This window comes from Paenibacillus sp. J31R30, assembly GCF_059692115.1.
Window position 1 is genome coordinate 93,576 of the sequence record NZ_JCAUAV010000009.1, and the last position, 24,646, is coordinate 118,221.

General features: G+C 47.8%; 19 protein-coding genes. 9 read left to right on the forward strand and 10 right to left on the reverse strand.

What is annotated here, in order from left to right; translation table 11 throughout:
• Positions 1 to 15: 15 nt before the first annotated feature.
• Positions 16 to 1,371: an aminomethyl-transferring glycine dehydrogenase subunit GcvPA gene (gcvPA, locus tag AC58QO_RS24670; RefSeq protein ID WP_497270187.1), complete on the forward strand. Its 1,356-nt coding sequence runs from the start codon at positions 16 to 18 to the stop codon at positions 1,369 to 1,371.
• Positions 1,368 to 2,825 carry an aminomethyl-transferring glycine dehydrogenase subunit GcvPB gene (gene gcvPB / locus AC58QO_RS24675; protein WP_497270189.1) on the forward strand — a complete coding sequence of 486 codons (1,458 nt, stop codon included), beginning with the start codon at positions 1,368 to 1,370 and terminating at the stop codon, positions 2,823 to 2,825. Before gcvPA ends, gcvPB begins: the two co-directional genes overlap by 4 nt.
• A 515-nt stretch (positions 2,826 to 3,340) precedes the next feature.
• Here the strand turns inward: gcvPB and AC58QO_RS24680 are convergent.
• Both AC58QO_RS24680 and AC58QO_RS24685 read right to left on the reverse strand, forming a co-directional pair.
• On the reverse strand, positions 3,341 to 5,806 hold the full coding sequence (locus tag AC58QO_RS24680) for an S-layer homology domain-containing protein (protein ID WP_497270191.1): 2,466 nt from the start codon (positions 5,804 to 5,806) through the stop codon (positions 3,341 to 3,343).
• A 232-nt stretch (positions 5,807 to 6,038) separates the two neighbouring features.
• Positions 6,039 to 6,314, reverse strand: coding sequence for a hypothetical protein (locus tag AC58QO_RS24685; protein WP_497270193.1), 276 nt, complete (start codon positions 6,312 to 6,314; stop codon positions 6,039 to 6,041).
• Positions 6,315 to 6,459: 145 nt separating this feature from the next.
• Between AC58QO_RS24685 and AC58QO_RS24690 the strand changes: the two genes are divergently transcribed.
• Positions 6,460 to 8,559 (forward strand): AAA family ATPase, encoded by a 2,100-nt coding sequence (locus AC58QO_RS24690; protein WP_497270195.1) that lies wholly within the window; start codon positions 6,460 to 6,462, stop codon positions 8,557 to 8,559.
• A gap of 385 nt (positions 8,560 to 8,944) precedes the next feature.
• Here AC58QO_RS24690 and AC58QO_RS24695 read toward each other — a convergent pair whose 3' ends face one another.
• Both AC58QO_RS24695 and AC58QO_RS24700 read right to left on the reverse strand, forming a co-directional pair.
• Positions 8,945 to 9,868: a Gfo/Idh/MocA family protein gene (locus tag AC58QO_RS24695; protein WP_497270197.1), complete on the reverse strand. Its 924-nt coding sequence runs from the start codon at positions 9,866 to 9,868 to the stop codon at positions 8,945 to 8,947.
• A gap of 1 nt (position 9,869) precedes the next feature.
• Positions 9,870 to 11,147 carry an MFS transporter gene (locus AC58QO_RS24700; RefSeq protein ID WP_497270199.1) on the reverse strand — a complete coding sequence of 426 codons (1,278 nt, stop codon included), beginning with the start codon at positions 11,145 to 11,147 and terminating at the stop codon, positions 9,870 to 9,872.
• 129 nt (positions 11,148 to 11,276) lie between these two features.
• Between AC58QO_RS24700 and AC58QO_RS24705 the strand changes: the two genes are divergently transcribed.
• On the forward strand, positions 11,277 to 11,831 hold the full coding sequence (locus tag AC58QO_RS24705) for a hypothetical protein (RefSeq protein WP_497270201.1): 555 nt from the start codon (positions 11,277 to 11,279) through the stop codon (positions 11,829 to 11,831).
• Positions 11,832 to 11,956: 125 nt separating this feature from the next.
• Here the strand turns inward: AC58QO_RS24705 and AC58QO_RS24710 are convergent, their stop codons facing one another.
• The 4 genes from AC58QO_RS24710 to sigI all read right to left on the reverse strand — a co-directional run bounded on the left by AC58QO_RS24710 (position 11,957) and on the right by sigI (position 17,185).
• Positions 11,957 to 13,465: a leucyl aminopeptidase gene (locus tag AC58QO_RS24710; protein WP_497270203.1), complete on the reverse strand. Its 1,509-nt coding sequence runs from the start codon at positions 13,463 to 13,465 to the stop codon at positions 11,957 to 11,959.
• 264 nt (positions 13,466 to 13,729) lie between these two features.
• Entirely contained in the window at positions 13,730 to 14,743 is a 1,014-nt protein-coding gene (locus AC58QO_RS24715; RefSeq protein ID WP_497270205.1) for an aldo/keto reductase, read from the reverse strand.
• Positions 14,744 to 14,997: 254 nt separating this feature from the next.
• On the reverse strand, positions 14,998 to 16,377 hold the full coding sequence (locus AC58QO_RS24720) for an anti-sigma factor domain-containing protein (RefSeq protein ID WP_497270207.1): 1,380 nt from the start codon (positions 16,375 to 16,377) through the stop codon (positions 14,998 to 15,000).
• Between the two features lie 19 nt (positions 16,378 to 16,396).
• A complete protein-coding gene (gene sigI / locus AC58QO_RS24725) occupies positions 16,397 to 17,185 on the reverse strand; it encodes an RNA polymerase sigma factor SigI (protein ID WP_497270208.1) in 789 nt (262 codons plus the stop codon).
• A gap of 315 nt (positions 17,186 to 17,500) precedes the next feature.
• On the opposite strand from sigI, the gene AC58QO_RS24730 reads away from it, so the two are divergent.
• On the forward strand, positions 17,501 to 18,142 hold the full coding sequence (locus tag AC58QO_RS24730) for a helix-turn-helix domain-containing protein (RefSeq protein ID WP_497270210.1): 642 nt from the start codon (positions 17,501 to 17,503) through the stop codon (positions 18,140 to 18,142).
• Here AC58QO_RS24730 and AC58QO_RS24735 read toward each other — a convergent pair.
• Positions 18,092 to 18,742, reverse strand: a complete 651-nt coding sequence (locus AC58QO_RS24735; protein ID WP_497270211.1) for a hypothetical protein — start codon at positions 18,740 to 18,742, stop codon at positions 18,092 to 18,094. The genes AC58QO_RS24730 and AC58QO_RS24735 overlap by 51 nt on opposite strands.
• A gap of 185 nt (positions 18,743 to 18,927) precedes the next feature.
• On the opposite strand from AC58QO_RS24735, the gene AC58QO_RS24740 reads away from it, so the two are divergent.
• Positions 18,928 to 19,701: a LytR/AlgR family response regulator transcription factor gene (locus AC58QO_RS24740; RefSeq protein WP_497270213.1), complete on the forward strand. Its 774-nt coding sequence runs from the start codon at positions 18,928 to 18,930 to the stop codon at positions 19,699 to 19,701.
• Between the two features lie 163 nt (positions 19,702 to 19,864).
• Here AC58QO_RS24740 and AC58QO_RS24745 read toward each other — a convergent pair whose 3' ends face one another.
• Positions 19,865 to 20,287, reverse strand: coding sequence for a hypothetical protein (locus AC58QO_RS24745; RefSeq protein ID WP_497270215.1), 423 nt, complete (start codon positions 20,285 to 20,287; stop codon positions 19,865 to 19,867).
• Positions 20,288 to 20,479: 192 nt separating this feature from the next.
• Here AC58QO_RS24745 and AC58QO_RS24750 point away from each other — a divergent pair, with 192 nt between their 5' ends.
• The 3 genes from AC58QO_RS24750 (at position 20,480) to AC58QO_RS24760 (ending at position 24,475) form a co-directional block, all read left to right on the forward strand.
• Positions 20,480 to 20,692: a KTSC domain-containing protein gene (locus AC58QO_RS24750; protein WP_497270407.1), complete on the forward strand. Its 213-nt coding sequence runs from the start codon at positions 20,480 to 20,482 to the stop codon at positions 20,690 to 20,692.
• Positions 20,693 to 20,933: 241 nt separating this feature from the next.
• Positions 20,934 to 21,488: a DUF4912 domain-containing protein gene (locus tag AC58QO_RS24755; RefSeq protein ID WP_497270217.1), complete on the forward strand. Its 555-nt coding sequence runs from the start codon at positions 20,934 to 20,936 to the stop codon at positions 21,486 to 21,488.
• Positions 21,485 to 24,475, forward strand: a complete 2,991-nt coding sequence (locus AC58QO_RS24760) for a 1,4-alpha-glucan branching protein domain-containing protein (RefSeq protein WP_497270219.1) — start codon at positions 21,485 to 21,487, stop codon at positions 24,473 to 24,475. Before AC58QO_RS24755 ends, AC58QO_RS24760 begins: the two co-directional genes overlap by 4 nt.
• The last annotated feature ends 171 nt before the right edge of the window (positions 24,476 to 24,646 follow it).

The following is a 24,646-nucleotide window of genomic DNA, read 5'->3' on the forward strand; positions in this document are numbered from 1 at the left end:
GGAGCATCTTTGGTTATGAAACATCGTTATTTACCTATTACGGAGCAGGATCAAAAGGAAATGCTAGAAACGATCGGCATCTCCTCCATGGAAGAGATGTTTAGCGACATCCCGCAGCAGGTACGGTTTCAGGGTGAACTGCAAGTGGGGAATGCCCTCAGTGAACAGGGATTACTCCGATATATGCGCGAGTTGGCGGGGCGCAACGCGGATTTCCAGCGCTACGCAAGCTTCCTCGGCGCTGGCATCTACGATCATCACCTTCCGGTGGTGATCAATCACGTGATCTCACGCTCGGAGTTCTACACGGCGTACACGCCTTATCAACCGGAGATTAGCCAGGGGGAATTGCAGGCGATTTTTGAATTTCAGTCGTACATCTGTGAGCTCACCGGCATGGCCGTAGCGAACGCCTCGATGTACGATGGGGCCACGGCGCTGGCCGAAGCAGGCGCCCTCGCCAGCGGTGCGACGAAACGCAGCCGTCTGCTCGTCTCGCGCGCGGTGCACCCGGAAGCGCGCGCTGTCTTGCGCACGTCCGCCCGCGGGCTCAACTTGGAGGTCGTCGAGATCGCAGTTACACCTGAAGGTGTAACTGATCTGGACGACCTCGCGTCCAAGCTCGAGAGCGACGCAGCCGCCGTCATCCTCCAATCGCCGAATTTCTTCGGCTTCTTGGAGGATATCGCGGCTGTGGAGCCGCTCGCGCACGGCGCGGGCGCACTGCTCGTCGTGAGCGCGAACCCGCTCACGCTCGGGCTTCTCGAAGCGCCGGGCAAGCTCGGCGCTGACATCGTCGTCGGCGACTGCCAGCCGCTCGGCATCCCAGCTGCGCTGGGAGGGCCTAGCTGCGGCTACTTCGCCGTCGCGGAGAGCTGGATGCGCCGCATGCCGGGGCGCATCGTGGGTCAAACCGTGGACCGCGATGGCAAGCGCGGTTTCGTCCTTACACTGCAAGCGCGGGAGCAGCACATCCGACGTGAGAAAGCCACGTCGAACATCTGCTCCAACCAAGCGCTTCTCGCGCTTTGCGCATCCGTGTACTTGTCCACGATGGGCAAGCAAGGGATTCAAGACGTTGGCACGCTCAACGTCCGCAAAGCCCACTACGCGGCGAATCGATTCGCCGCTTCAAGCAAACTGGAGCTGCCATTCACAGGCAGCTACTTCAATGAATTTGCCGTCAAGCTGCCGGACGGCACGAACATCGAGGAGCTGAATCGTCAGCTCCTTCATAAGGGCTTCATCGGCGGCTACGACCTCGGCCGCGACTATCCCGAACTAGCCAGCCATATGTTAATCGCCGTCACCGAGCAACGTACACGCGAAGATATCGATAGCTTCGCAGCCGCATTGGAGGAACTCGTATGAACAACGAAAAAGCGCTCATTTTTGAAATGAGCCATCCAGGTCGCGTCGCCTACTCTTTACCTGAATCGGACGTTCCAGACGTGAACATCCATGAGCTTCTGCCAGCGAAATTCCGCCGTCAAGTCGAGCCTGATCTGCCTGAAGTGTATGAAGTCGATGTCATCCGCCACTACACGGCACTTTCTCGCCGCAACTTCGGCGTGGATAATGGCTTCTATCCGCTAGGCTCGTGTACGATGAAATATAATCCCAAAATCAACGAAGACGTTGCCCGCTTCCCCGGCTTCGCTCATATTCATCCGTATCAACCGGAAGAATCGATACAAGGCGCCATGGAGCTGCTGTATAATCTCCAGCACGATCTTGAAGCGATCACGGGCATGGATCGCGTAACCTTACAGCCAGCGGCTGGCGCACATGGCGAATGGACTGGACTCATGATGATCCGTGCCTATCACGAAAGCCGCGGCGAGCACCGTACCAAGGTCATTTGCCCCGATTCGGCGCATGGCACGAATCCAGCTAGTGCAACCGTTGCCGGCTTTCAAACCGTCACGATCAAATCGGATGAGCGCGGTCTCGTGAATCTCGACGAGCTGCGTCGTGCTGTCGGCTCCGATACTGCCGCACTCATGCTCACGAACCCAAACACGCTCGGCTTGTTCGAAGAACAAATCGTCGAGATTGCCGAAATCGTGCATGCCGCAGGCGGGCTGCTCTACTATGATGGCGCGAATGCGAATGCCATTATGGGCATCACGCGGCCAGGGGACATGGGCTTCGATGTGGTCCATCTCAACCTGCACAAAACGATGAGCACCCCGCACGGCGGCGGCGGCCCTGGCGCAGGCCCAGTCGGCGTCAAAGAGCGGCTGATTCCTTTCTTGCCAACGCCGCTCGTGGCTAAACGTGAGGATAACAGCTTCTATTTTGACTACAACTATCCGCAGTCCATCGGTCGCGTCAAAGGCTTCTACGGCAACTTCGGCATACTTGTTCGTGCCTACACGTACATTCGTACGCTGGGTCCGGAGGGCTTGCGCAAAGTATCGGAATACGCCGTGTTGAACGCCAACTATATGCTCGCTCGGTTAACACCTTACTTCGATGTGCCGCATCCGCGCTTCTGTAAGCATGAATTCGTGCTTTCCGGTAATCGGCAGAAGAAACTGGGTGTCCGTACACTCGATATTGCCAAAAGGTTGCTCGATTTCGGTTACCATCCGCCGACCATCTACTTCCCGCTCAGCGTGGAGGAATGCATCATGATCGAGCCGACCGAGACCGAGAGCAAGCAAACCCTAGATAGCTTCATTGATACGATGATTGCCATCGCGAAGGAAGCGGAAGAGAATCCGGAATTGGTTAAAAATGCCCCTTACACGACTGTCGTCAGTCGGATGGATGAGGCGTTGGCCGCTCGGAAGCCGGTTTTGAACTGTACTTGCGGGTAAGCATGAACTAATGAACTGACCTTACGTTGCTTCCTCCCTCGTGGTCGTGTAGCAGCTCAACGCATTGCGTATAGGCTGATCCCTAAAGTAGGATGCTACTTTAAGGATCAGCCTTTTTATATCCTAAGGACTATTTACAGTCATTAGTCCGAAAAAATCGAACTAAATGGCATCAAATCAACATTAATACGCGATTAATTCGATTTCACCCAACTTTTTAACTAAATTCCGAGGTAAACACCGGTTTAGCGTGTTTTAAGTGGGCTAATTCGAACTAATACCCCTAATCTCCTCCAACTGTCCCAAATAAGCAGGCAATTTCGAACTATACGGCTTCCGCGCGCTCCCTCACTCTTCAAACAACTCGTCGCCAGCCAAATGGATAAGGCATTAGTCGCTCGGCAGCCGGTTCTGAATTGCACCTGCGGTTAACGTATTGTGACCTTAGAATATATAAAAAACAAGGTGCTTGAACCAGATTATACTGGCCCAGGCACCTTGTTTTTTTTAAAGCGTTAATTCAACCTTTGCAACACTTTTTTCGGGACAACTTTGACTGGAGGTGCAGAGTTGGCACTCTGTATGCCTTTCGCATTCACCGAGCTAACAACATAAAAGTATTCTTTTCCATTTACAACTGTTTTATCTGTGAATGTTGTTCCACTGACATTAGAGCCAACTATCGTATAAGTGCCATTGATCGAGTCCGAGCGTTTCACATTATATCCTGTTGCTATTGCCGCTGCCGTCCAGTTCAGCGTCGCCTGAGCATCGCCTCCGGTTACACTCACACCCGTCGGCGGCTTCAGCATTAATATCAAATCCGGTAGTGGCCTTGGTATTGGAATTGGTACGAACGGTATTGAATCGGGAAGAACGGGAAAATCGGATGTCGCTGGAAGTTTCGGCATTGCACTTACTATGACTGGATATCCACTTTCTCCATTTGAATTTAAAGCCGTTACGTAGTAGTAGTAAGTCTTATCGTTTTGAAGAGGCTTATCGGTAAAAGAAGTACTGGTTACTTTTGGGCCCACGATCGTGTAAGCACCGTTATAGGAAGTCGAGCGCCAAACGTTATAACTAGCAGCTTCGTTCACCTTGCTCCATGACAAATTAATCAATGCGTTGCCAGCCTTCGCTGTTACAGTTTCTGGTGGAGGCGGACAAATATATTTCATCCAGAGAACTTCATTCATGTTAAGCAACAGGAATGACTCACTCCACCCTACCCCATCCAATGCGGCCTCGATTCCATCATGGATATTAAATCCAAAAATCTCTACATCAGGTACCCAATCCCATAACCAATCAGGCACTTGGATGCCTAATATCGCCCATACTTTCATAAAAGCATCTACATGCAAAATATCGCAATTTTCCGGTTCGCTCACGCCTGCATTATACTTATCCAAGCCAGCTTTCAATCCAGGGTAGACTTCTACACCTGCATAGGCAAGCTCAGCAAGTGAGAGCCTCAATTTAAAGTCAGGACCAGCCGCAAGACTTGCATTCTTCTCTGAAGTCGCCTCCCAGGTTGGAGGAGGGTTCACATTATTAGAGATATAATTGTAATGGTCAGTTGCTCCCTGATATTCAAATCCAGCATCAATATGCAGTCGATCTTCGAAAATAATTTCTAATTTGCTTGTAAAGTCAGGCTCAATCTTCAAGGACAGGACGCCTTGCAGGAGTAAGGGCCCCGCAATCGGCACTTCGAATGCGGTTAACGGAATATCTAATGGGGTTGTGATGCCACCAGGTCCAGGATCCACATTCAGTTGCACCCTAGTCGTAATGTCTCCGACTATCTCAAGTTTACTATAGCTGATTTCATCATTTGCGATTTGCAAATCTGTTATCGCATTAATATCACTAACTGATATGCTTACATCCAGTTCGACTGGACCGACCTGAAGATCATTTGCACATATACAGAAGGCATTAATGAGTTTGGTTGTATTTGCCTGCATCGCTACATCTTGTTGCTCAATTTTGATCGACGGGTCAAGGGGAATAAACTGCTTTGGACTAAACGGGACCTCCGATGAGATATCAATCTTCGAGAAGACTTCATTCACTTCTGGATTAGAGGTCTTCACGACTAGCGCGCCATTTTCCTTACCGAGGGAAGCCACCTTCCTTGCAACACCACCGTGATATGTCTCATTCGGAGGCAGCACAAACACATCACCGACAGACAAATTCAATTCAGGATCTTTTATGACCCATTCTCCTTTGCTTCTTTGAGAATATGAGGTGCTAGATCCTTGTTTTACATTAGAACGATATTCGACAACATTGCCCGAGTCATCTTTATCGGGTGTAGTCTTCGGAGAATAGTGAACGGCACGAACGAGCATGACCGTCGCTTCAGCCCGAGTGGAGTTATTCCCTCCTTTGAACGTCCCATCCGGATAACCCTGAATAATGCCCGTTTCAAGCGCTGCTTCGATCAATCCACGATTTTTGGTAATGTCCGACTGGTCTTTCAGTAGTCCCAGTCGTTTCTCACCCGTTGCGGGCGGGATCTGTAACGCCCGTACAATCCAGACCGCCATCTCATACCGCGTAATTGGCTGGCTCGGTTTGAAACCGTCCGCAAATTCCGAAGCGATTAATATTCCGCTCTTTAGACCCGCAGCGATATATGGCGCTGACCACTGGCTCTTGTCAACGTCTTTAAATGGAACGTCGCTTGACGTTTGCGGCAGTCCCCGCAACACGACCAGCATCTTCAGAAACTGCTCCCGTGTCACATTGCCAGTTGGCTGGAAGGTTCCGTCTTCGAAACCGGAAACGATCTCGAGCGCAGAAAGTTCTGTAATTTCATTGTAAGCCCAATGTCCCTTAATATCACTGAAAGAGACCGTTTGGGTGCCATTGTTAGCACCCTCTGCAGAAACAACTAATGGAGCGAACAAGCTGAACAACAGTACAAAGAGCGATGTCCAAATCAGAGACTTGCGGCTTCTACTCAATCGATTACACCTCAGTTCATTTGATAGGATAAGCATTACCAGCGATCCTTCCAATCAAGAATATAGAAGTGAATCACTATCACACACAATCCCAAGTTACTCTCACTTTTCTTGGGAGATTCCACGCATACCTTTCATCCATCTCCCCCTCTTTCCCATACAAAAAGCCCTCAATATCTCCTAGAGATTTTAGGGGCTTCTATGTCTGGCTCAGTTAAATAATATTCGAATACTAATACCAGTAATAATAAGAATCTGAGACGGTAACTAAGGCAATAGCCGATAGGCCAAGAGCAACAATACTCATGATAAATCCGGCGTTTGCAAAGCCAACCTTTTGCGACTTCTTCCCCTTGATTCCCATGATTAATCCGATTACACCACACGGAATTCCAAAAAACGGTTCAAATGATAGAACAATTCCAACAATTCCTAACACTAAGGAAGTCGTTGCTGAACCGTTCTTACTTGGATCTCCAGATTCGTTAGGTTGAGGCGACGAGTCCATCTCCACACTCTCCTCTTCTCCAAAATATACCCATTTTTAATCACAAAGGCCTATCATGAACGAGAATATTCACTTGTATAATACAAGGTAGAAACTTCCATAACCAATACCATTCCACTACCAATATTGCCGGGAGTGATTCCTGATGAAGAAGGTTGGCCAACTGCTGAATGAATTGCAACAAAGACGTTTTGTTAGCAGAGAAAGAGAGCTCAGCATTATGCAGCAGGAGCTGTGTGCCAATGAGGACAGCTGGCGAATGCTTCACATCTATGGACCTGGTGGAATCGGTAAAAGTGCTTTGTTAAGGACCTTCCAAAGGACAATACAAGATCGGCTCATTTTATTAATTGATGGTCGCTCCTATTTGCATCCAACTCAATTTCTAGATGCGGTTCGCATCCAGCTTGCAGCAAATTCTATTCCTCTAGACAAAACGGAGGATGACACGCGCTTGGGTGAATGGGAAGCGGAAGCGTTGAACCGAATTGGGGAAGAAAACAGAGGCGTCGTCCTGCTGTTGGATAGTATGGATCGATGCAGAGCGGTCGAAACATGGCTGCGGGACTGTTGGCTGCCACTACTGAACTTGCGTGTTAAAGTTTGTTCAGCTGGGAGGTATCCACTGGATGAAAGTTTGTTGACCGAAACAGGCTGGAATAGTATTGTTCGAAGTATCAAACTCTCACCCTTAAACAAAAAAGAGATTGCTAGTTTTATGACTTCATACGGTATCACCAGCGATAAATTGCGCGATGCCATCGAGCGATTCTCAGGCGGGATCCCACTTGCACTTTCTTTGGCATGCGAATCGGCCTTACAAAATGGGGAAACCTCGTTCTTGGAGGGAAGACAGACCAAAACCATCATCGCTTCAATAGATCGTGCATTTTTCTATACGGGTGATGAACCTTCACAGAATAAACGGTTATTGGCTGCCGCGTCACTCGTTTGGCGATTTGATCAAGATATGCTGGAGTCCATTCTTGAAGAGAAGATTCCACAACGCATGTTTAGCGATTTTTGCAATTTGCCTTATGTAACTATCATTCGTGATGGCGGATATTGCATTCTGGATGCTGCTCGCAAATGGATGAATGCTGAACTTACCCATCGCGCCCCCGAAACCTACACCCTTTACAGAAAAAGGGCTATTGCCGCAGTGGAAAATCGTTGGATAAAACATACACCTCATGATGAAGCGTATAAAATAAAGCTGCGATTTGAGAAATTGTTCCTTCTTTCCAACTCTTTTTTGCAAAATTATTATTTTACCGGGGACGGGCAAGGTTTCGAAGTCAGACCTGCAAAGACAGAGGATATCCCGCTCTTAGGCCCGATCTATCAGCAAGCCCATGTGGCTTTTCCCCCTTATTTGCCAGACGACACTGGGCAGTATGCCTTCATCGAAGCCATTTGGAAGGAAGAACCGTCTTCATTGAGCGTCTTCCAATACGAAGACAAACTGGCCGGATTTCATATTTGTTTACCTTTAAACGAAAAAATGAGGGCAATACTTGCCGAGAACTGCATTCTTCATAATTATTTAAAGAAATCACCACCGATGGAATTGGAATATCTAAACTGGATAGGTGCTATCGCGCCAGAGTTCCATTTAGACGCTATGAGTTTCTTCATCCAACATATTCTTTGTCACAGCATGACGGGCAAAAAAGTGTTTACAACGATTCCATTCGAAGGACCCGTTGATTCGATGTGCGAACTTGGATTTGAGCGATTGCCATGGGCAGATTTCCATTCCCCCGGAGGACTACATTATCAGGCCTGCCGAGTTGACCTTCGAAAAGAGGACTTTTTCACTCATATTCATCCCTCTGAAGTCGGGGACATCGGTCAGATCATTACGCCCGAAACTCGTATGCAGCTGATCAAACAAGTATTGGAACGATACCATACGTTAACCCGGGAAACCGACCTTTTGGATACGATTAGAAGATTGCACCCCGAACATTCGCCTACACTTTCAGACGAAACGGTAGTAAAGAGAACGCTTGTCCTTGCTGAAAAGACACTTGAACGATTGGCAGAGGGTAAATTTCAGGAGCAAATGCAAGAACGGATTTTGCGGCTTTTCTACATAGATCAGATTGGTTCCCATGAAACGGTTGCTTTACGTCTAGGCCTTCCTATAACGACATACTATCGATATTTAAAGAAAGGGATTGGACAATTGGCTAATGAATTGTTTGCAGGTCCCGCCTTCACACCAAAGCAGCTGAATTAGCAAAGTCAATTTGAATGCTGGCCCTTAGATAAACCTAAAAAACACCGTTTCATGTTGGCATACAGCCAGCTGAAACGGTGTTTTTGCTTAAGACAGCAACAAGAATTTACTCACCTGAACGTAGCTTGATCAGTGCTTATGAGATCTTTATTCCGATATTCCGCTCTGGCCAACCGCTAACGGAACTAGAAGTCGCTATTTCGTGAATATCGCACGTTTAGGCTGAGATGCGGAACGTGAGTCCGCTATTCTATGCATTTAGGGACTTTTTGAGCTGCAAACGGAGCCATAGCGTCCCTACGTTCCGTTAGAAGTAGAAATCAGGCTAGTTTGGCCGAATAGCGCACTGACGTTCCCTTACAGTGCCTGGATGGTGAGTCTCCCCTCACACCGACAGCTTCTCCACCAGCTGATGCGAAGCCAGCACCAAATCCCCGCGAATGCCGCAGGCATTCGGATTATCCAGCGAGTCCAAAAAATGCTGGACTACCCCCGCGAAGCCTCGGCGTTCCAATACCGTATCCCAGCTGCCGAAGGTGCGCAGGCGCGGAGCGGCATTTTTATCATAGAAGACCGCTGACTCCAAATTCGTCACCTCGACGGATCTGCCGCTGCCGTGCAGCTCGACCTTTTCCAAATCAACGCCAGCTTGCCTCACCATACTGTAGGAGCCTGTCGCAGAACCGAATCCCAGCATCCCTGACGCATGAAGCAGCTTACCGCTGGCATCCTCCTGTTGATGGAAGGATTTCACCTCATATGAACTCTCACCCAACCAAAGTAAGGTGTCCAGCATATGAATCAAATCGTCATACAACGTTTCTTTGGCGCCGTGCCCTTGCAGCTTGGTACGATGCTTGACGGCTGAAGCCACATCAAATCCGCCCGCTTCCTGCAACCACATCTTCGCTTCCAAATACAGCGGTGCATAGCGACGATTAAAGCCCGCGGCGAGCAGTACACCTTTTCGCTCCGCATAGGTAACCATTTCCACTGACTCTGCCCACGCATAAGAAAGTGGCTTATCTACATATACCGCTACGCCATGCGCCATGCATGTCATCGCAATATTAAAATGCGTCGATGTTGGACTATGTACGAATACAGCATCCAAACCAAGCGCTAATAATTCATTCAACTGCGTCGTCCCAAAAGGAACCCTATACTTCGTCTTCAACCGTTCAACAGTTGCTGACGTAGAGCTCATAATCCCTACAAGCTCCACTTGTTCATTGACGGAAAGCAGCGGTAAATATACTTTTTGTGCGATATCGCCTAAGCCGATAAGGCCAATTCTCTTTCTAGACATTTTAAACGCCACTCCTTATCTCTGTTCGTAATACGTAACGTCCTACCCACAATCCTAGTATGAGCAAAATTGCGCCAACCAACGTGGATACGCCATACACCTGTACCCACATCGGCTGATCAGCAATTAATGCATAAATCTTCCCTCCTGCAACAGGCCCTAAGAAAGCCGCAAATCCTGTAATCGCCGAATATGTCGCAATATACATCGGACGCTCACTCTTCGGCGTATCTCCGATCGTAAAAGCGAATACCATTTGATTGAAGCCTCCCAAGCCAATACCGAGCACAATATGAACAGCAAACAATACAACAACTGCTGGTACAAAAGCGATCGCTCCCCATAAGAGACAGGCCAAGGCAATAATCGGCAAAGACCATAATAGCAAGGTTTGAGCCGAGAATCGCGCATTCAAATTCCCCCATACATAATAGCTAGCCATCATGACTAAGGTATGGACCACTGTAATATAGGAAACAGTTCCATAAGAAATGTTCATCAGCTTCAGCATAACATAAGAGAAGAGAGGTACGGTCAGACCCTGAACGAAGAGGAAAGCTGCCAGAAAAATGATTGCTTTTAGAAAAGCGCGATCCATTAAAGGTTTCCGTATCATCCCGACGGGATTCGATGCCGTTGATGGTTCGAAAGGTGGATTCGGATACAAAAAATAAGCAATCACGTTCAAAACCACACATATACTAACGATGATAAAAATATACGTAAAACCTTGCTCACCCGGGTATTTATCGAGAATCTGACCGCCAACAAAAAGCGCCAGCGAGCTAACTCCTCCTAAAATGGTGTTGCGCAGCCCAAAATACCGTCCCCGAATCGGTCCAGGTACCGCATCGCTGATTAAGGAGGTCCACACAATCCCCCCAGCCGCATTCCCCAGATGCGCAGCGGTGTACAGAATCATATAGGTGATGACCCAATACTCTTGCGGTAAGACAAACGGGATAAGGCCTACACAGGCCCAAAGTATGCGATGTGTAGATCCGAAGATAATCAGCATGCGTTTCCGGTTTCGGAATTTTTGCATGATGACCGCCATCGCAATCTGAACGATATTCACGACAGTGGTGATCGCCAGAATGAAGCCAATCTCGGTAGAACTTGCTCCCAAGTAAATTAAATAACCAGTTAAGAACGGTCCGCCCAACAGTTGGAAAATAATAACAGCAGGAAAGCCCTCAAATGTCGCGACGAGTAAGCTTTTGCGGTAGGTGGACATTTTTTTCTTCGGCTTACGCGCGTTCAGATCGAATAATTTCATAGGCATAAACCTCCTTTTGTCTGTCTAGCAAGGTTAGCAGGATCTAATAGTTTACAACCTATGGGGCGCTTATGGTAAAATAGTAATGACTACCTAATCTATCATGTCAGGCGGGATCATCGTAAACTTATGAAACCTAAAATTTTGGGTCTAATCGCAACCTTGTTGCTCTTTTTGACTTTCATTGTACTCTCTATCAAGTTTGAGTCAACTACTTATTTGTATATCGCTAGTGTTTGCCCTATTCTAGTCGTTCCTTTTCTACCAGACATCCGATCTAATCAATATATTAAACCAAAGGCTAACGGCGCCGTTCGTCTCATTTCGATGGAAAATAAGGACGGCGGGGATTCCGATTTTATCGTGATCCTTTTTGAACCAGGGTACATCAAGTGGAATGGCGGCAAGCTTTTCTTCAATCTCTCAGACAAAATGAAGGATGTCTATGTAAAGCCAGATCCATTTGCGGCAACGCTTACCGTTCTCAAATTTGATCTGCTCACGCATCGCCGCAAAAAGAATTGGGTCGGCATTTCCCTATCACAGCTCGAGCAGCGCACAGAACAGCTCTCTTATACAACCAATGAAGTAAACCGTCTAATTATTCGTATTTCGGATATTCTAGAGCTGCAGCAAACCAACATCAAGCACCCTGCTACTGTAGGGCAACAGGTTGGTGCTTAAGCAGCAAAAAACAAAATCACCCGAAGTTTGAGCTCGCTCCTTACTTGCAATCAAGTAGATCGGAGGAGGCTCGAACGCGGGTGATTTTTTTATTTGGAAAAGTTTAGGCAACTCTAAAGAAAAGACTAAACGAGCTGCTCGCCGCACAAATATGCTGCTAGCGTACGGACCATGACGCCCGTTGCTCCTTTGGGTTCGATACCTTTGGCCGACCAAAGCCAAGCTGTACCACCTGTATCCAGATGAATCCATGGCGTTTCTTCGGCAAAGTAGCCGATGAACAGTCCAGCTGTAATCGCGCCTGCCCAGCGATCAGAAGAGGTTGCGTTTTTGATATCCGCTACATCACTCTTTAGCATCGCACGATACTCGGGATAGTTAGGTAGCTGCCATACTTTTTCACCTGCTGCCCCAGCAGCTTGAAGAAATGGCTTTAAGAACTCATCGTCATTCGTTACCGCCCCAGTCGCAACATCCGCAAAGCTGATGAGAATCGCTCCCGTCAGCGTCGCTACGTCGATCAGGCGGTTCGCTCCATGCGCTTTCGCATAGGTGATGCCCTCTGCCAAAATAATACGGCCCTCCGCATCGGTATTCAAAACCTCCACGAAATGTCCGCTCAGCAACCTGACGACATCTCCTGGGCGGTACGCCGCGCCGGACGTCATATTCTCCGCTGCCGGAATCACCACAACGAGATTCACCTTCGGCTTCAGTTGACCGACGACGTGCAAGGCTCCAAGCAGTGTGGCGGCTCCGCCCATATCACTGATCATTTCTTCCATGCCGTCGGGCTTTTTCATCGAGATACCGCCGGTATCGAAGGTCACTCCCTTGCCGACGAGGCCGAGCACGTCGGCACTATCTGAATCACCCGTGTAACGCAGGGTGATCATGCGTGGCGGGTGGACGCTGCCCGCGCCCACCGCGATGAGGCCGCCCATCCCGCGGGCGGCGATCTCGTACTCATCCAGCACTTCGCAGGCGAAGCCGTAGTGCAGGGCGAGCTGCATGGCTTCCTTGGCGAGGGAAGCCGGCACAAGCTTGTTGCCTGGGAGATTCGTGAGATCCCGGGCATAGTTCGTGCCCTCCGCAACCGCCTCTGCTGCTGCGATTACTTGTTGCAGAAGCGCTGCATCCGCAGCCGCTTCTGTGAGCAACACCGCCTGGCGCAGCTCCGCGCGCGCAGGCTCGTTCTTGCGGTACGCCGCGATGCGGTACGTACCGAGGAGCAGCCCTTCGGTCAGCGCCGAGGCGGCTGACCGGGTGTCAAAGCCGCTTGGCAGCTTCAGCGCCAAGCGTCCGAACTGCAGCGCGAGCATCTTGCGCGCTGCAAAAACCGCGGCTGCGCGCAGCGTATCGCGCGTGGTTGCGGGGCCGAGCCCCGCAACCAGCACGTACGCGTACGGCAGCAGCCCGTGGGTCGGCAGCGCCTCGAGCTCGCCTGAGGCGCCGGTGAATAGGCCCTTTGCGCGCATGCGCTCAAGGGCCTGGTCGAGCTGCGGCTGGCCGAGGACACCGTCCTGGCGCAGCTCCGCTTCTGTGAGGCAGACGAGAATCGCGTCTGCCCCTGTTGTATTCTCCAACAACGAAGTGTACACACCCGTTGTAATGTCCGTTATTTTTGTAAACATAGGAAATTGTCCCTGCCCTCATCCATATTTCAAGTCTTTTCTTTGAGATCCGCTCGCCAAGTAACTGGAAAAACTCCAGCTAATTTTGCCATTCTAACCGATTATTGCCCAAACCGCGTAAATTAACTACATAAAATCCATTTATTCCTCCCAAAAGAGGAAATCCGCTTTAATTAACTGTAGATTTTCCAGTTATTTGAAGCGTCCGCGATTCCGCACAACCCCGGACAGCAGGCAGAACATGACTGATCCCTACTCACCAGCCTAATAAAACGACGCTGCCTTCTGCACCACCGACTGCATCGGCAATTGATAAGGACACTTAGCTTCGCAAAGCGGTACTACCTTACAAGGATCATGGTCTGCGCAGCTTGTTATTTTTTCCTTATGTCGCTGGAAGAATCCATCCCCCTTCGGCAGCAGGCCGAATTTCTCCCTGAACTTACTGGCGATCATCACATCGGGGATCGGGATTTCCAATGGACAGGAGCAATAGTTACACCGTCTACAATCATGCTCACCCAATTCAAGAGCTAGCTGCTCTAACTCATGGCGTTCCTCTGGCCCTACTTCCTGCTCTTGGGCGTCCAAATTCTCTTGTACTTCCTTGACACTTACCATGCCAGAAATCGTGACATGCACGTCTTGGCTGTACGGATACCGAATCGCCCGATCCACGGGTTGAATGAATCCGCCAGACAAAGGCTTCATCGCTACTCGCATCAAATCCATCTCGGACGCTACGGGAATCAACTCATCCAGCGCGAAAGGCTGCGCCAAGTTCAAATGGAATAAAATTTGCGAGAATTGCTCCTTTGCAATCCATTTCACAAGCAGATCTGGCCGGTGTCCGGAAATGCCGATAAACCGCACTTTTCCTTCTCGCTGAGCCTCTAGCGCAGCCTCATAAGCGCCACCGACTTCCATCGCTTTCTTGTATTCCGTCACATTGTTCACATAGTGTATTTGCAGCAAATCCACATGATCGGTCTTCATACGCACTAGGCTTCGCTCTATTTCCGCTTTTGCAGTTGCATAATCGCGTGCTCCTGTTTTCGTTGCCAGGAAATATTCCTGTCTGCGATGCGAGATACACTCGCCAATAATTTCTTCGCTGTTCCTATAGGCAGCAGCCGTATCTATATAGTTAATGCCATGATCCAAGGCATAATTGAGCGCTTCTCTTGCTTGTTCTAACGGTACACTTGGCAGATTCATTGCGCCGAATCCTAGCGACGACACGTTATAGCCTGACTTCCCAAACGTCGAATATCTCAAACCCTATTCCCCCTTAGGTTTACTGATTCAGTATCACAGATTAACTAGATTAACATGCTCTAGGCATGCTCTCCCGCAAGAGCATAATGCTTCCCTACACTTCAACTATTGTAATACAACTCGGTTGATCTTTCCATGCTGTGTTACCGGATATCAACATGCAAAAACACCTAAGGCTCTCGCCTCAGGTGCTTCTTGTCTACATCCAGACAGCATTAAACGTAATCCCTTCTGCCTTCGCTGACAGGTGATTACTACCGTCTTCCCTCATTATTATTCCTATTGTCGTCCCGATCATTGTTTCCAAAGCCCCAAGTTACACCTGGGAATCTCCCCAAATCATCTCTGGACTGCTGGAATGGCTTCACCGTTGGTTTACTTGAGCTTGTCGGCTTCACAGTAGGCTTTGCGGTTGCCTTAGGCGTTGGAGTAGGCCTCTTCGTAGAGGATGAGTTCTTATCATCGTCGTCATCCTTACGATCCGGCTTTGGGGTCGATTTATTATCATTATTGTTTTTATCATTACTGTTGTTCTTATCATTTCCGTTGTTATTCTTGTCATTTCCATTATTCTTGTCATTATTGTTATTTTTATCATTATTACTATTATTTCTATCGTTATTATTCTTGTTATTATTATCTCGATCATTCTTCGATGATGGCGTCGGCGTTGGTTTGCTTGTCACTTTGCCTGGGGTATTACTCCCTTTGCCGTTATTATTTTTGCTGTTCTTGTCATCATCTTTGTTAGAGGAATTGCTCCCACTGAATTTTGCATTTGCAGTCTGTTGCGCACGTTCACTAAGCTTGCCGGATTTTTCGTCAGCCAGTAGTCTTTGTAAAGAAGACTTATCTATCGGTTTATCTGGTTTGACGAATGATTGAATCCCACCGTTATCCTTCGCAAGTTGATGAATGGAAGTGGTCTTGATATCATCTAATGATACTTTCACACCATTATCATTGGCATTTAGATAGATGGCATATTTCCCTGCGGAAACCCCACTCGCTTGTGCTTCCTTCCTAACCTCTTGCGGAGCAGCGAAGGCTTGCACCTCATAATTTTTCACTTGATCCGGATGGCTTTCTTCGATGTGCTTAGCGACTTGGGCCTTGAGCTTCGTTGCAATGGCTTCGTCGCTCACCGTCGTATTGGAGCCAACAACTGTGGAGGAAATAATGATATCTCCCTCGCCCTTAGCCAGTGCCCCCTGTTCGGCTTTGTCTAAAATAGCAGACGTTACATCCTCTAATGTTTTGCCTTCATACACTAAAGCTTGAATCAAATCATCACCGTCTGTATTGAGTCCTTGCAGGTCACGAACAATCTCATTATTATCGATCCCAATTTCAACACTTGGATTAATATCAATGGATACGTAGGCAACAACGCTATTGCCTGGCACGCCACCTGATAAAGTTGAGACCAGAACGAAGCAAACCATAATCGCTGCAGCTAATCCTGAAACGATCGCCATTTGCGGTACCCGTAACCGACGTTTCACTGGCGCGTAGAGAATCTCTTCTCCCAACTCACAGCTCCGTGTCCCCCTTGGAAGCTTGTCAAACCGACCCTCTGAATTCATTACAATAATGGAGCTCTCGCTTAATTCCATTACGATCCCCTTGTTCATGCGCTGTTCTTCCTTTCATTCAACTTTCTTCATCACGAATATGTAAGTAATCCCGTAGATACGGATATGGGCCGTTAAAAATAAGTGCAATTGCAATGATGTACTTACGATTTCGTTCCAAGGTTTTTCTAGATACTTGAACCTGCTCGAGCAGCTCTTTAATCGGCAGCTGTCGTTTCGTCAACAGAGTGCGCATAAGCTCTGAATCCTGTGCAAGTGTGCGGCCAATACCGAACAGCATCTGCCTTGAGTCGTCATGCTTGGGAGAAGCTTCCGTCAACTCCGAAAAATTAATTTCGAAATCACTCAAACAGCGATTAAAATCAATAATTTCACTTCGTCTTTCTTCCAAACCCTTCTGTTTCTCATAGGCTTCAATCGCTTGATGAACCTCAATGGGATTCATTAAGTTATCTTCATCATCTTCCTGATCAAATGAGCTGTAAGGGATCTGCCCTTTGAAACGTTGCTCTTTACGAATAAAATCAATTAACCTCCGCCGGATAACCGTCTCTGCAAAACCTAGGAAAGACCTTCCCATAGCCGAAGAGTATTGGTTAATAGCTTCGTTAAAAGCGGCTAATGCAATACTGAATTCATCATCCCTGGCGGGGTCAATAAATCGTTTGCAGAATCTGCTCGTCACTTTCGCTACATACGGCTGATAATCCGCAATAAATTGATTCCTTAGTCGTAGGTCTCCTGATTGAATTTGATGTATAGTGACCTCGAGTGAAGAGGCTTGCGGTTCATTTTTTCCATGGGACTCGTTCTTTCCCAGAAACTTTTTGAATAGTACCAGTAGCACCTTTCCACCTCACAGTATAGTAGTTTCGTCCCTATGTATAACAATTCGGGGGGTACACGTGATGAAAATAGAAAATAAATTGCTGATTCATTATAACATAGATCTCTAAATGAGCACCTACTGGCAAATAAACCCTTGTTTACGGTTTCAATTGCTTAATCAATCCTTTATAATATTAAGATAGCCTTTATTGATGCCATACAGGATAAGCACGGCGTTAAGGCAAATTTCATAAAATGCCAATGAGAAAAACTTCGGTTTCGAAATTCGATAATATGTATTATTCTTAAATGGTAAGATTGGGAGGTGTTTCATATGGAAGCTAGCAATCAATTCGGTAAGTTTCTTGAAACCTTACGAGGCAAAGCATCACTGCGTAAAGCAGCTAACAAAAGCGGGTTATCTCACGCTTATATCAGGGACCTGGAGCTAGGTCGTAATCGTACGACCAACGATGTCATTAAACCTTCTCCTGAGACCTTAAGGAAATTGGCTCACGCCTATCAGTATCCGTACACCGACTTACTTAAAAAGGCAGGATATTTAGAAGAAGCTTCTACCTGGTCTAAACCAGCTCAAGTCAATCTGGATAACATTTGGTACGTCGAGTTTGGGATCCAAACGATCCTCTATGTATCTGAAGATGGGATGAAAGAAGAGCAGGTTGAATCTCTCGTAGCCTTCACCCACTTCATTGAAACCTTATCGGAGCACCACTTTGTTAAATTAGATATGCATCTTTTCGTAAATCTGAACAAAATAAAAAAGTATGCCTCCTCTGAAGGCAAACTTTATTTTGATACCTATGAAAATGCACCTTTTATCATTGCTGCAGCCATTCCACAGAAGAAGTACCATCAAACGATTCTTGATTACGTTGCTCTGAATAATGGACACGCAGTGGAATCATTGGGTTCCCTTTGCCCCTCTTCGTTGAAAGCCAAATTCCTTACTTAGAATGACATAAATAAATAGTAGAGTTGCTAAACTTAACATTTGAATTGGCATAGCCGCACTGAACGCATTTTGCATGTGAGGTTGACGGAAGGCAACGCCGATCAACGTAACTACGATAAAAAGGTATACCCCTGCATTCTCTCTTGCGAACGGGAAGCTCACATAATTGGAGAGAAATGTAAAGCCTAATCGGAGTCGATATAAGGTTACTAGAACACTACATTTTACTATGAAACCTAGTAAGCGAGTTAAACAAAAGGCATACCAATTATTTTGCAATTCTGCTATATCAATAACCTGTAGAAAGTCCAAAGAAACGAGAACAACGGTTGAAATAATTGCTGACATCATAAAACCAGAAAGTGCAATAAGTAATGCGGGAATCAAACGATATTTCCATACAACCATGAGCAAGATGCAAATAACTGTGACTAGCCATAACGAAACGCCATATACATAAGTGAATGCTGTTCCGGCTGCTGCGGCTACCGTAATTTGTTTCCAATAGGGCTTTAATCGCAGTCGAAATAACATGAATGAGAATAAGAGCATGGGAAGAAAATACAATAGTGATAAAATCAATTTTACCCCTGTAAACAAGTGCGCCTTCCCTCATTTCTAACCAAAGAAATCATTCTATGAGCAGCCTGACCTTTCTAATCTCACTTCGAAGTATACAAGATAATTGTACTTTTGCCTTCAAAGTGGACTAAGTTGGCTGTTAACGCGTATAAGATGACATCGTTCGTGCTGATGTACAGAAAGGATTGGAGTGAGATCAACAAATGAAGCACGGCTTTACAGTCGCCATCGTAGAAGATAACTACTGGGTAGGTCAATTACTTGAAAGCTATTGTCAGCAATGCGGATTACAAGTCATTTCTATTGTGTCGGACGGGGAACAATTTCTACTGGATTATGACAAGCTTCAGCCTGATATTGTGCTTATGGATATAGGACTTGAAGGTAATTTGGATGGAATTAGCGTCGTTCAATCCTTACGTATGGCTGGCTATCAGCAAAAGGTGATCATGGTTAGCGGCACAACAAATATGGATCATATCTTGACGGCCTTTCATGAACTAGACTCTGTCTATTTTCTTTCCAAGCCTGTCATGCTTCCTAAATTTCAAGCCGCCATCCGAAAGGCTATCGCCGAAATTCAATTAGATCGCAGCCGCGTGCTGCAAGATCCACAACCAACCTCAGCAACGTGGATCACCATTAAAAATCAGAAATCGCAGCTGCCCATATCCGAGGATGCCATTCTTTTCGTCGAGAAGGAAGATAAGCGACATACTAGAATTCATCTGATCAACGGTGCTCAAATGGAATCCAGTTCTAATTTATCCGAGATTCTGGCCCAAAGCACACCTCATATGTTCAGCCCTTTCAAGGGCTTTCTAGTTAATTTGCGGCACGTCGTCTCTTTTGTGAAAGAAAGTGGCTTTCCCACTTCACGGAGATTCCTGATTCATTTGAGGCATACCTCTGTCAAGATTCCTTTGAGCCGAGACTTACAGAAGGATTTTGCGAAGTTGCTGCAGGAAATCAATTGAGTGTTGTTGATGTACAATTTAGTTGAGCCCGCTGCCAGTAGTAGCGCGGCTCTTACTATTTTCCTGCAAACAGGAAAACCTCCCGTTATTCTCTGGGATTTGCTTCGAACACAGCAAAAACCAGAAAATTAACGGGAGGTTTTCCATTAAAACGAAATTCCCTCTAGGAATTCTTAGAGGTCTTTTTATTTTTTAGCTTGTCGCGGCGTGCGCTCAGCATTTTTAATCGTTTCATAAGCTGCTCTTCCCATTCATGATCCTCAATCGTTTTGGCGAATCCAAGCAGATCTAACGCCATGTCAATTTGACAGCGAACAATATCCATAGGCTCTTCGCCTTCGTGGTTGACACAATTATCGTGCAACAGATGATCTTTGCCATCTACGTACTCGACAAAATCAACTTCAGCAGCTCCATCTCCATGGGCGTATTCGGCGAGGATTTCATACTCGTTCTCAACCAAATAATGAACCTCAATATGGTGACATACCGGGCAGAAGAGAATGGGCACATTGTGAATTTGTGTACGTATGTGCTTCAAAGTACCTTTTGTTCCAATCATACTGGCTCCACAGCAAAAACTCATGGAATTCCCTCCTAATCGTTGAACCCGGATTAATTTAATATATTCGTTACAAATGTGTGAAATTCCTTTTTCATCAGAGAGCTAGCTTATGTCAAATCATTCTAAATGTGTTTGAATAAGCATAAATATAGTAATGATCGATCCATTACGTGTTTTCCGAATTCTTAAGATGAAGGGGAGAGCGGCGTGAACATGATTCCGAGTGTTTCCAGACAGATTGCTTTTGTCCAATATGACGATCAATCCTCCAGCATGACAGTTCAGTATCATACCGGATTCAGAGCCTCCTACACCAATGTGAAACAAGATGAGTATCTCTTGGTTTTCACTTCGGCGAATCGGTATGATTCTCTAATGAGACTTACGGAAAGTAGGTACATGGAAGGTAATGTTTCACCCAAGTAAAGCATATGCAAGCGATCTCCCCCCTTTTAATATGGGTGGAGATTTTTGGTTTATATGGCGCATATGCTACAATTGAACATAGGTTTAACACAAATGTGCTTTCTTAAACGAATGGTCCGATATAGGTTTTCTTCTTTCCCTAACATATATATTGGAAGAGCCCCCTTCTTGTGTGGTGCATGTATCACGAAATAACGCTGTATGATTATGAAAAATTTGAATTCTGATATTTTGAGAAAAGGTGAGTCTGATCTCCATCCAAGCACACCCCTTTGTCATCAATCGCGATACGCTTTATTTACTAGCACAGTCCCCTGCGGTTCAGTTTATTTATTGGCAGCTCTCATCCAGTAAGCAAATGCTCCTTCAGGAGCATTTCCAGAAAGATTGGCGTTCATTAACGCCCTCACTTCGGTTTCATGAAGTGAACGATCCATCTCTCAGCAAGCCGCAGGAACCTGCAGAGAGGGTCTTAGAGCTTCTTCTTCCCCCAGGAGAATCCTGCTTTGTAAGCGGGTTAAACGCCGGTCAAACGTACTTCGCAAGTCTCGGTGTTCGGAATGAGCATGGCCACTTCCTTCCGCTCCTACATTCCAATACCATTCAACTTCCAGCCAATGAACTGCCTAACACGAGTAATCAAGCTGAATCTGATCTGCCTTTCATCTACCAGCTGGCGACCCTTCATTTACCGCAAGTAACGCCCGATGCATATGCGTATTTCTCGGCCTATTCGGTGTATGTCCCGAAGAACACTTACCTAGTAGATATGGAATCCGGAGGCGATACTGATTGAGCACTAACGTACAAGGCTATGTTGCTTTGCTCTTGCATGCCCATATCCCTTATGTTCGCCACAATGCATCTGAAATTACGTTGGAAGAACGCTGGTTTTTCGAAGCAGTTGTCGATACGTATCTTCCTCTCATCGACATGATGGAGAGGCTCCTTGAAGATCAAGTCCCGTTCCGCCTTACCTTGTCCTTGTCTCCGCCGCTGCTAGCTATGCTGGAGGATTCACGGTTGCATATGCGGCTTCGCAAACACCTGTTAAAGCTTTGCGAGCTGGGACAGCGAGAAGTCATTCGCCTGTGGGGCGATGAAGCCTTCGGCCCGCTAGCCAAGCTGTACGCTGATCGGTATCACCGGCTCAGCCTTCTCTACGATCGCCTTCACGGCGATCTCATTGCGAAGTTCCGCAGCCTCAGCAGCACGGGCTGCTTAGAATTAATTACTTGCGCCGCTACGCATGCGTTCTTACCCTTGGTCAAGAACGAGGCTACACTACGCGCGCAGCTTGAAGCGGCGGTCCAAGAATTCCGCCGCCATTTTGGTGTCGCTCCGGCTGGCATTTGGCTGCCCGAGTGCGGGTATTCACCAGCGCTTGAGCCTCACCTGCAAGCATTAGATCTACGTTACTTCGTCGTTGACACGCATGCACATGCGTTAGCACATCGCGATGGCCATGCAGACATCGCTGGCTTGCCGCTGCGCACGCCAAGCGGCGCCTGCGCGTTCGCCCGGGATCCCGAGGCCGGCGCCAATGTTTGGAGCGCCGAGGCCGGATACCCCGGCGACCCCGACTATCGCGAATATTATCGCGATATCGGCTACGACCTCGGCCGCGAAGGCGGCGCCGAGTGGGCTTACTTGAAGCCCTATGTGCTGCCGGATGGCGCACGCATCAACACGGGCTTCAAGTACTACAGCGTCACCGGTGACGGTGACGCCAAAGTCCCCTACCACCCGGCGCGCGCCGCACAGAAAGCTCAGCAGCATGCTGAGCATTTCATCGCTAGCCGGGTGGCGCAAGTGCGCCGCCTCGCGGCGCGGCGCACTGCGTCTGCAGAGCCTGCGGTCATCGTATGTCCATACGATGCCGAGCTGTTCGGGCACTGGTGGTACGAAGGCCACCAGTGGCTCGAAGCCGTGCTGCGCGGCCTTGCCGCGCGCAGCGATGAAAGCGTAGTCGTGCACACGACTACGCTTGGCGGCTACGCCGCCGGCCATGCGCCGATCACCGAAGCTACGCTTCCGGTGTCGAGCTGGGGCCGCGGCGGCTATGCCGAGGTCTGGCTGCAGCCGCGCAGCCAGTGGGTGACGCCGCGGCTGCACGCGGCGGAGGACCGAATGGTGCAGGCTGCGCAGAAGCACCAGGATCCGGCAGCGCTCAGCAGCCTGCAGCTGCGGGCGCTGAATCAAGCCGCGCGGGAGCTGATGCTCGCACAGAGCAGCGACTGGACGTTTATTCTGGATGCGGACACGGTCACCTCCTATGCGACGAAGCGTATTGAAACGCATTTGTCACACTTCCATAACCTGTTGAACACGTTAGACAAGGGCAGCACGGACAAAGAGCTTGCGACACTCGTGCATGCTTTGGAACGGAAGTCTCCTTTTTTACCAGAACTTCAATATCGTCTTTTTCAGCCATCTTCTTCTAAACATGACATTCAGCGCTCGCCATCGCGCGTAGATACAGAAACACCATTAAACGAAGTTGCCGTCACCTCATTGACAGAAGCATCCACTCGCGGATATGCATCCAAACTGCGCGTTCTTATGCTCGCTTGGGAATACCCGCCGCATGTGATCGGTGGTCTTGCCAGAGCCGTCTGCGACCTATCCAAACAGCTTACATCCGACGGTCATACCATCCATGTCATCACCTGCCAGTCTCCCGGATGTCCTTCCTATGAAGTGGTAGAGGGCGTCCATGTTCATCGTGCGGAAGTGCTCCCTACAACGGATCCTCTGCACTTCCTGGATCACGTATTTCAAATAAATATGGCGTTCACCGACATCATGTTAGAGTTATCACGGCAAGGCTTCGTTTTCGATCTTGTGCATGCGCATGATTGGCTTGTTTACTACACAGCACATGTGGCCAAACAAGAGCTGCGCCTCCCGCTTCTAGCCACAATTCACGCGACGGAGACAGGACGAAATCTAGGAAAGCTGGAGTCACCGTTACAGAAACGGATTCATACCCTAGAAGGTAAATTAACAGCAGCAGCCGATCATCTCATCGTGTGCAGTCTTTCTATGCAGCAAGAGATTAAGACGCTCTTTCATATCCCTATTCATAAAATAACACCTATTCCGAACGGCATCGCTCCTTCGCACAAACCCGATCCATCGTCTTCTACGACGAATCAACTGCTGGGTGATGCCATTACCACGCATGATAAGCCGCAGCGCATTCTTGCTTTTCTAGGACGGCTTGTGTTCGAAAAAGGTGTGCTCACACTTCTAGCCGCGATGCCGCTCGTGCTCGCTACATTCCCAGACGTTAAGCTCGTCATTGCCGGCACGGGACCTGAGTATGATGCGTTGGAGCAGCTCGCGTTAAGCTTCGGAGATCGGGTACGCTTCACAGGCTTTCTCGATGAGGCGGACAAAAACTTGCTTTTACACTCGGCAGATCTATGTATTGTCCCAAGCCTTTACGAACCTTTCGGACTGGTTGCTTTAGAAGCGATGGCCAGCGGGACACCTCTCATCGTCTCTGAAACCGGAGGCCTCATAGAGATTGTCAAAAATGGCGTGAACGGATGTACATTTCCGCCAGGGGACAGCGATACTTTAGCAAGGCAAATCATTCAACTTTTAGAACAACCCGTCTATGCATCCAAGCTTGCTTCCACTGCCTTACGTACCGTTAGTACCCAATTTAACTTGGCCAAAAATGGTTCTTTGACAACTCATGTTTACGAGAAGATGATCTCTAATCTGGCTCTACCAACCAGTATGTCCCCGCAACAAAAGGAAATAATCAAGTAATTTGGATGCATATACCAATTGTAAGCGTGACCAGTTAGAATTTTCAGAATTTTTTTCAAAGGATCATTGATTCCTTTGATAGAATTAGGTAACCTATTGGCAAGACTTGTGCTCCATCGTTCAGTCCTCCTGGTCTGAGCTGAATGCGCATCAAACAAAAGAGTGGGGAAG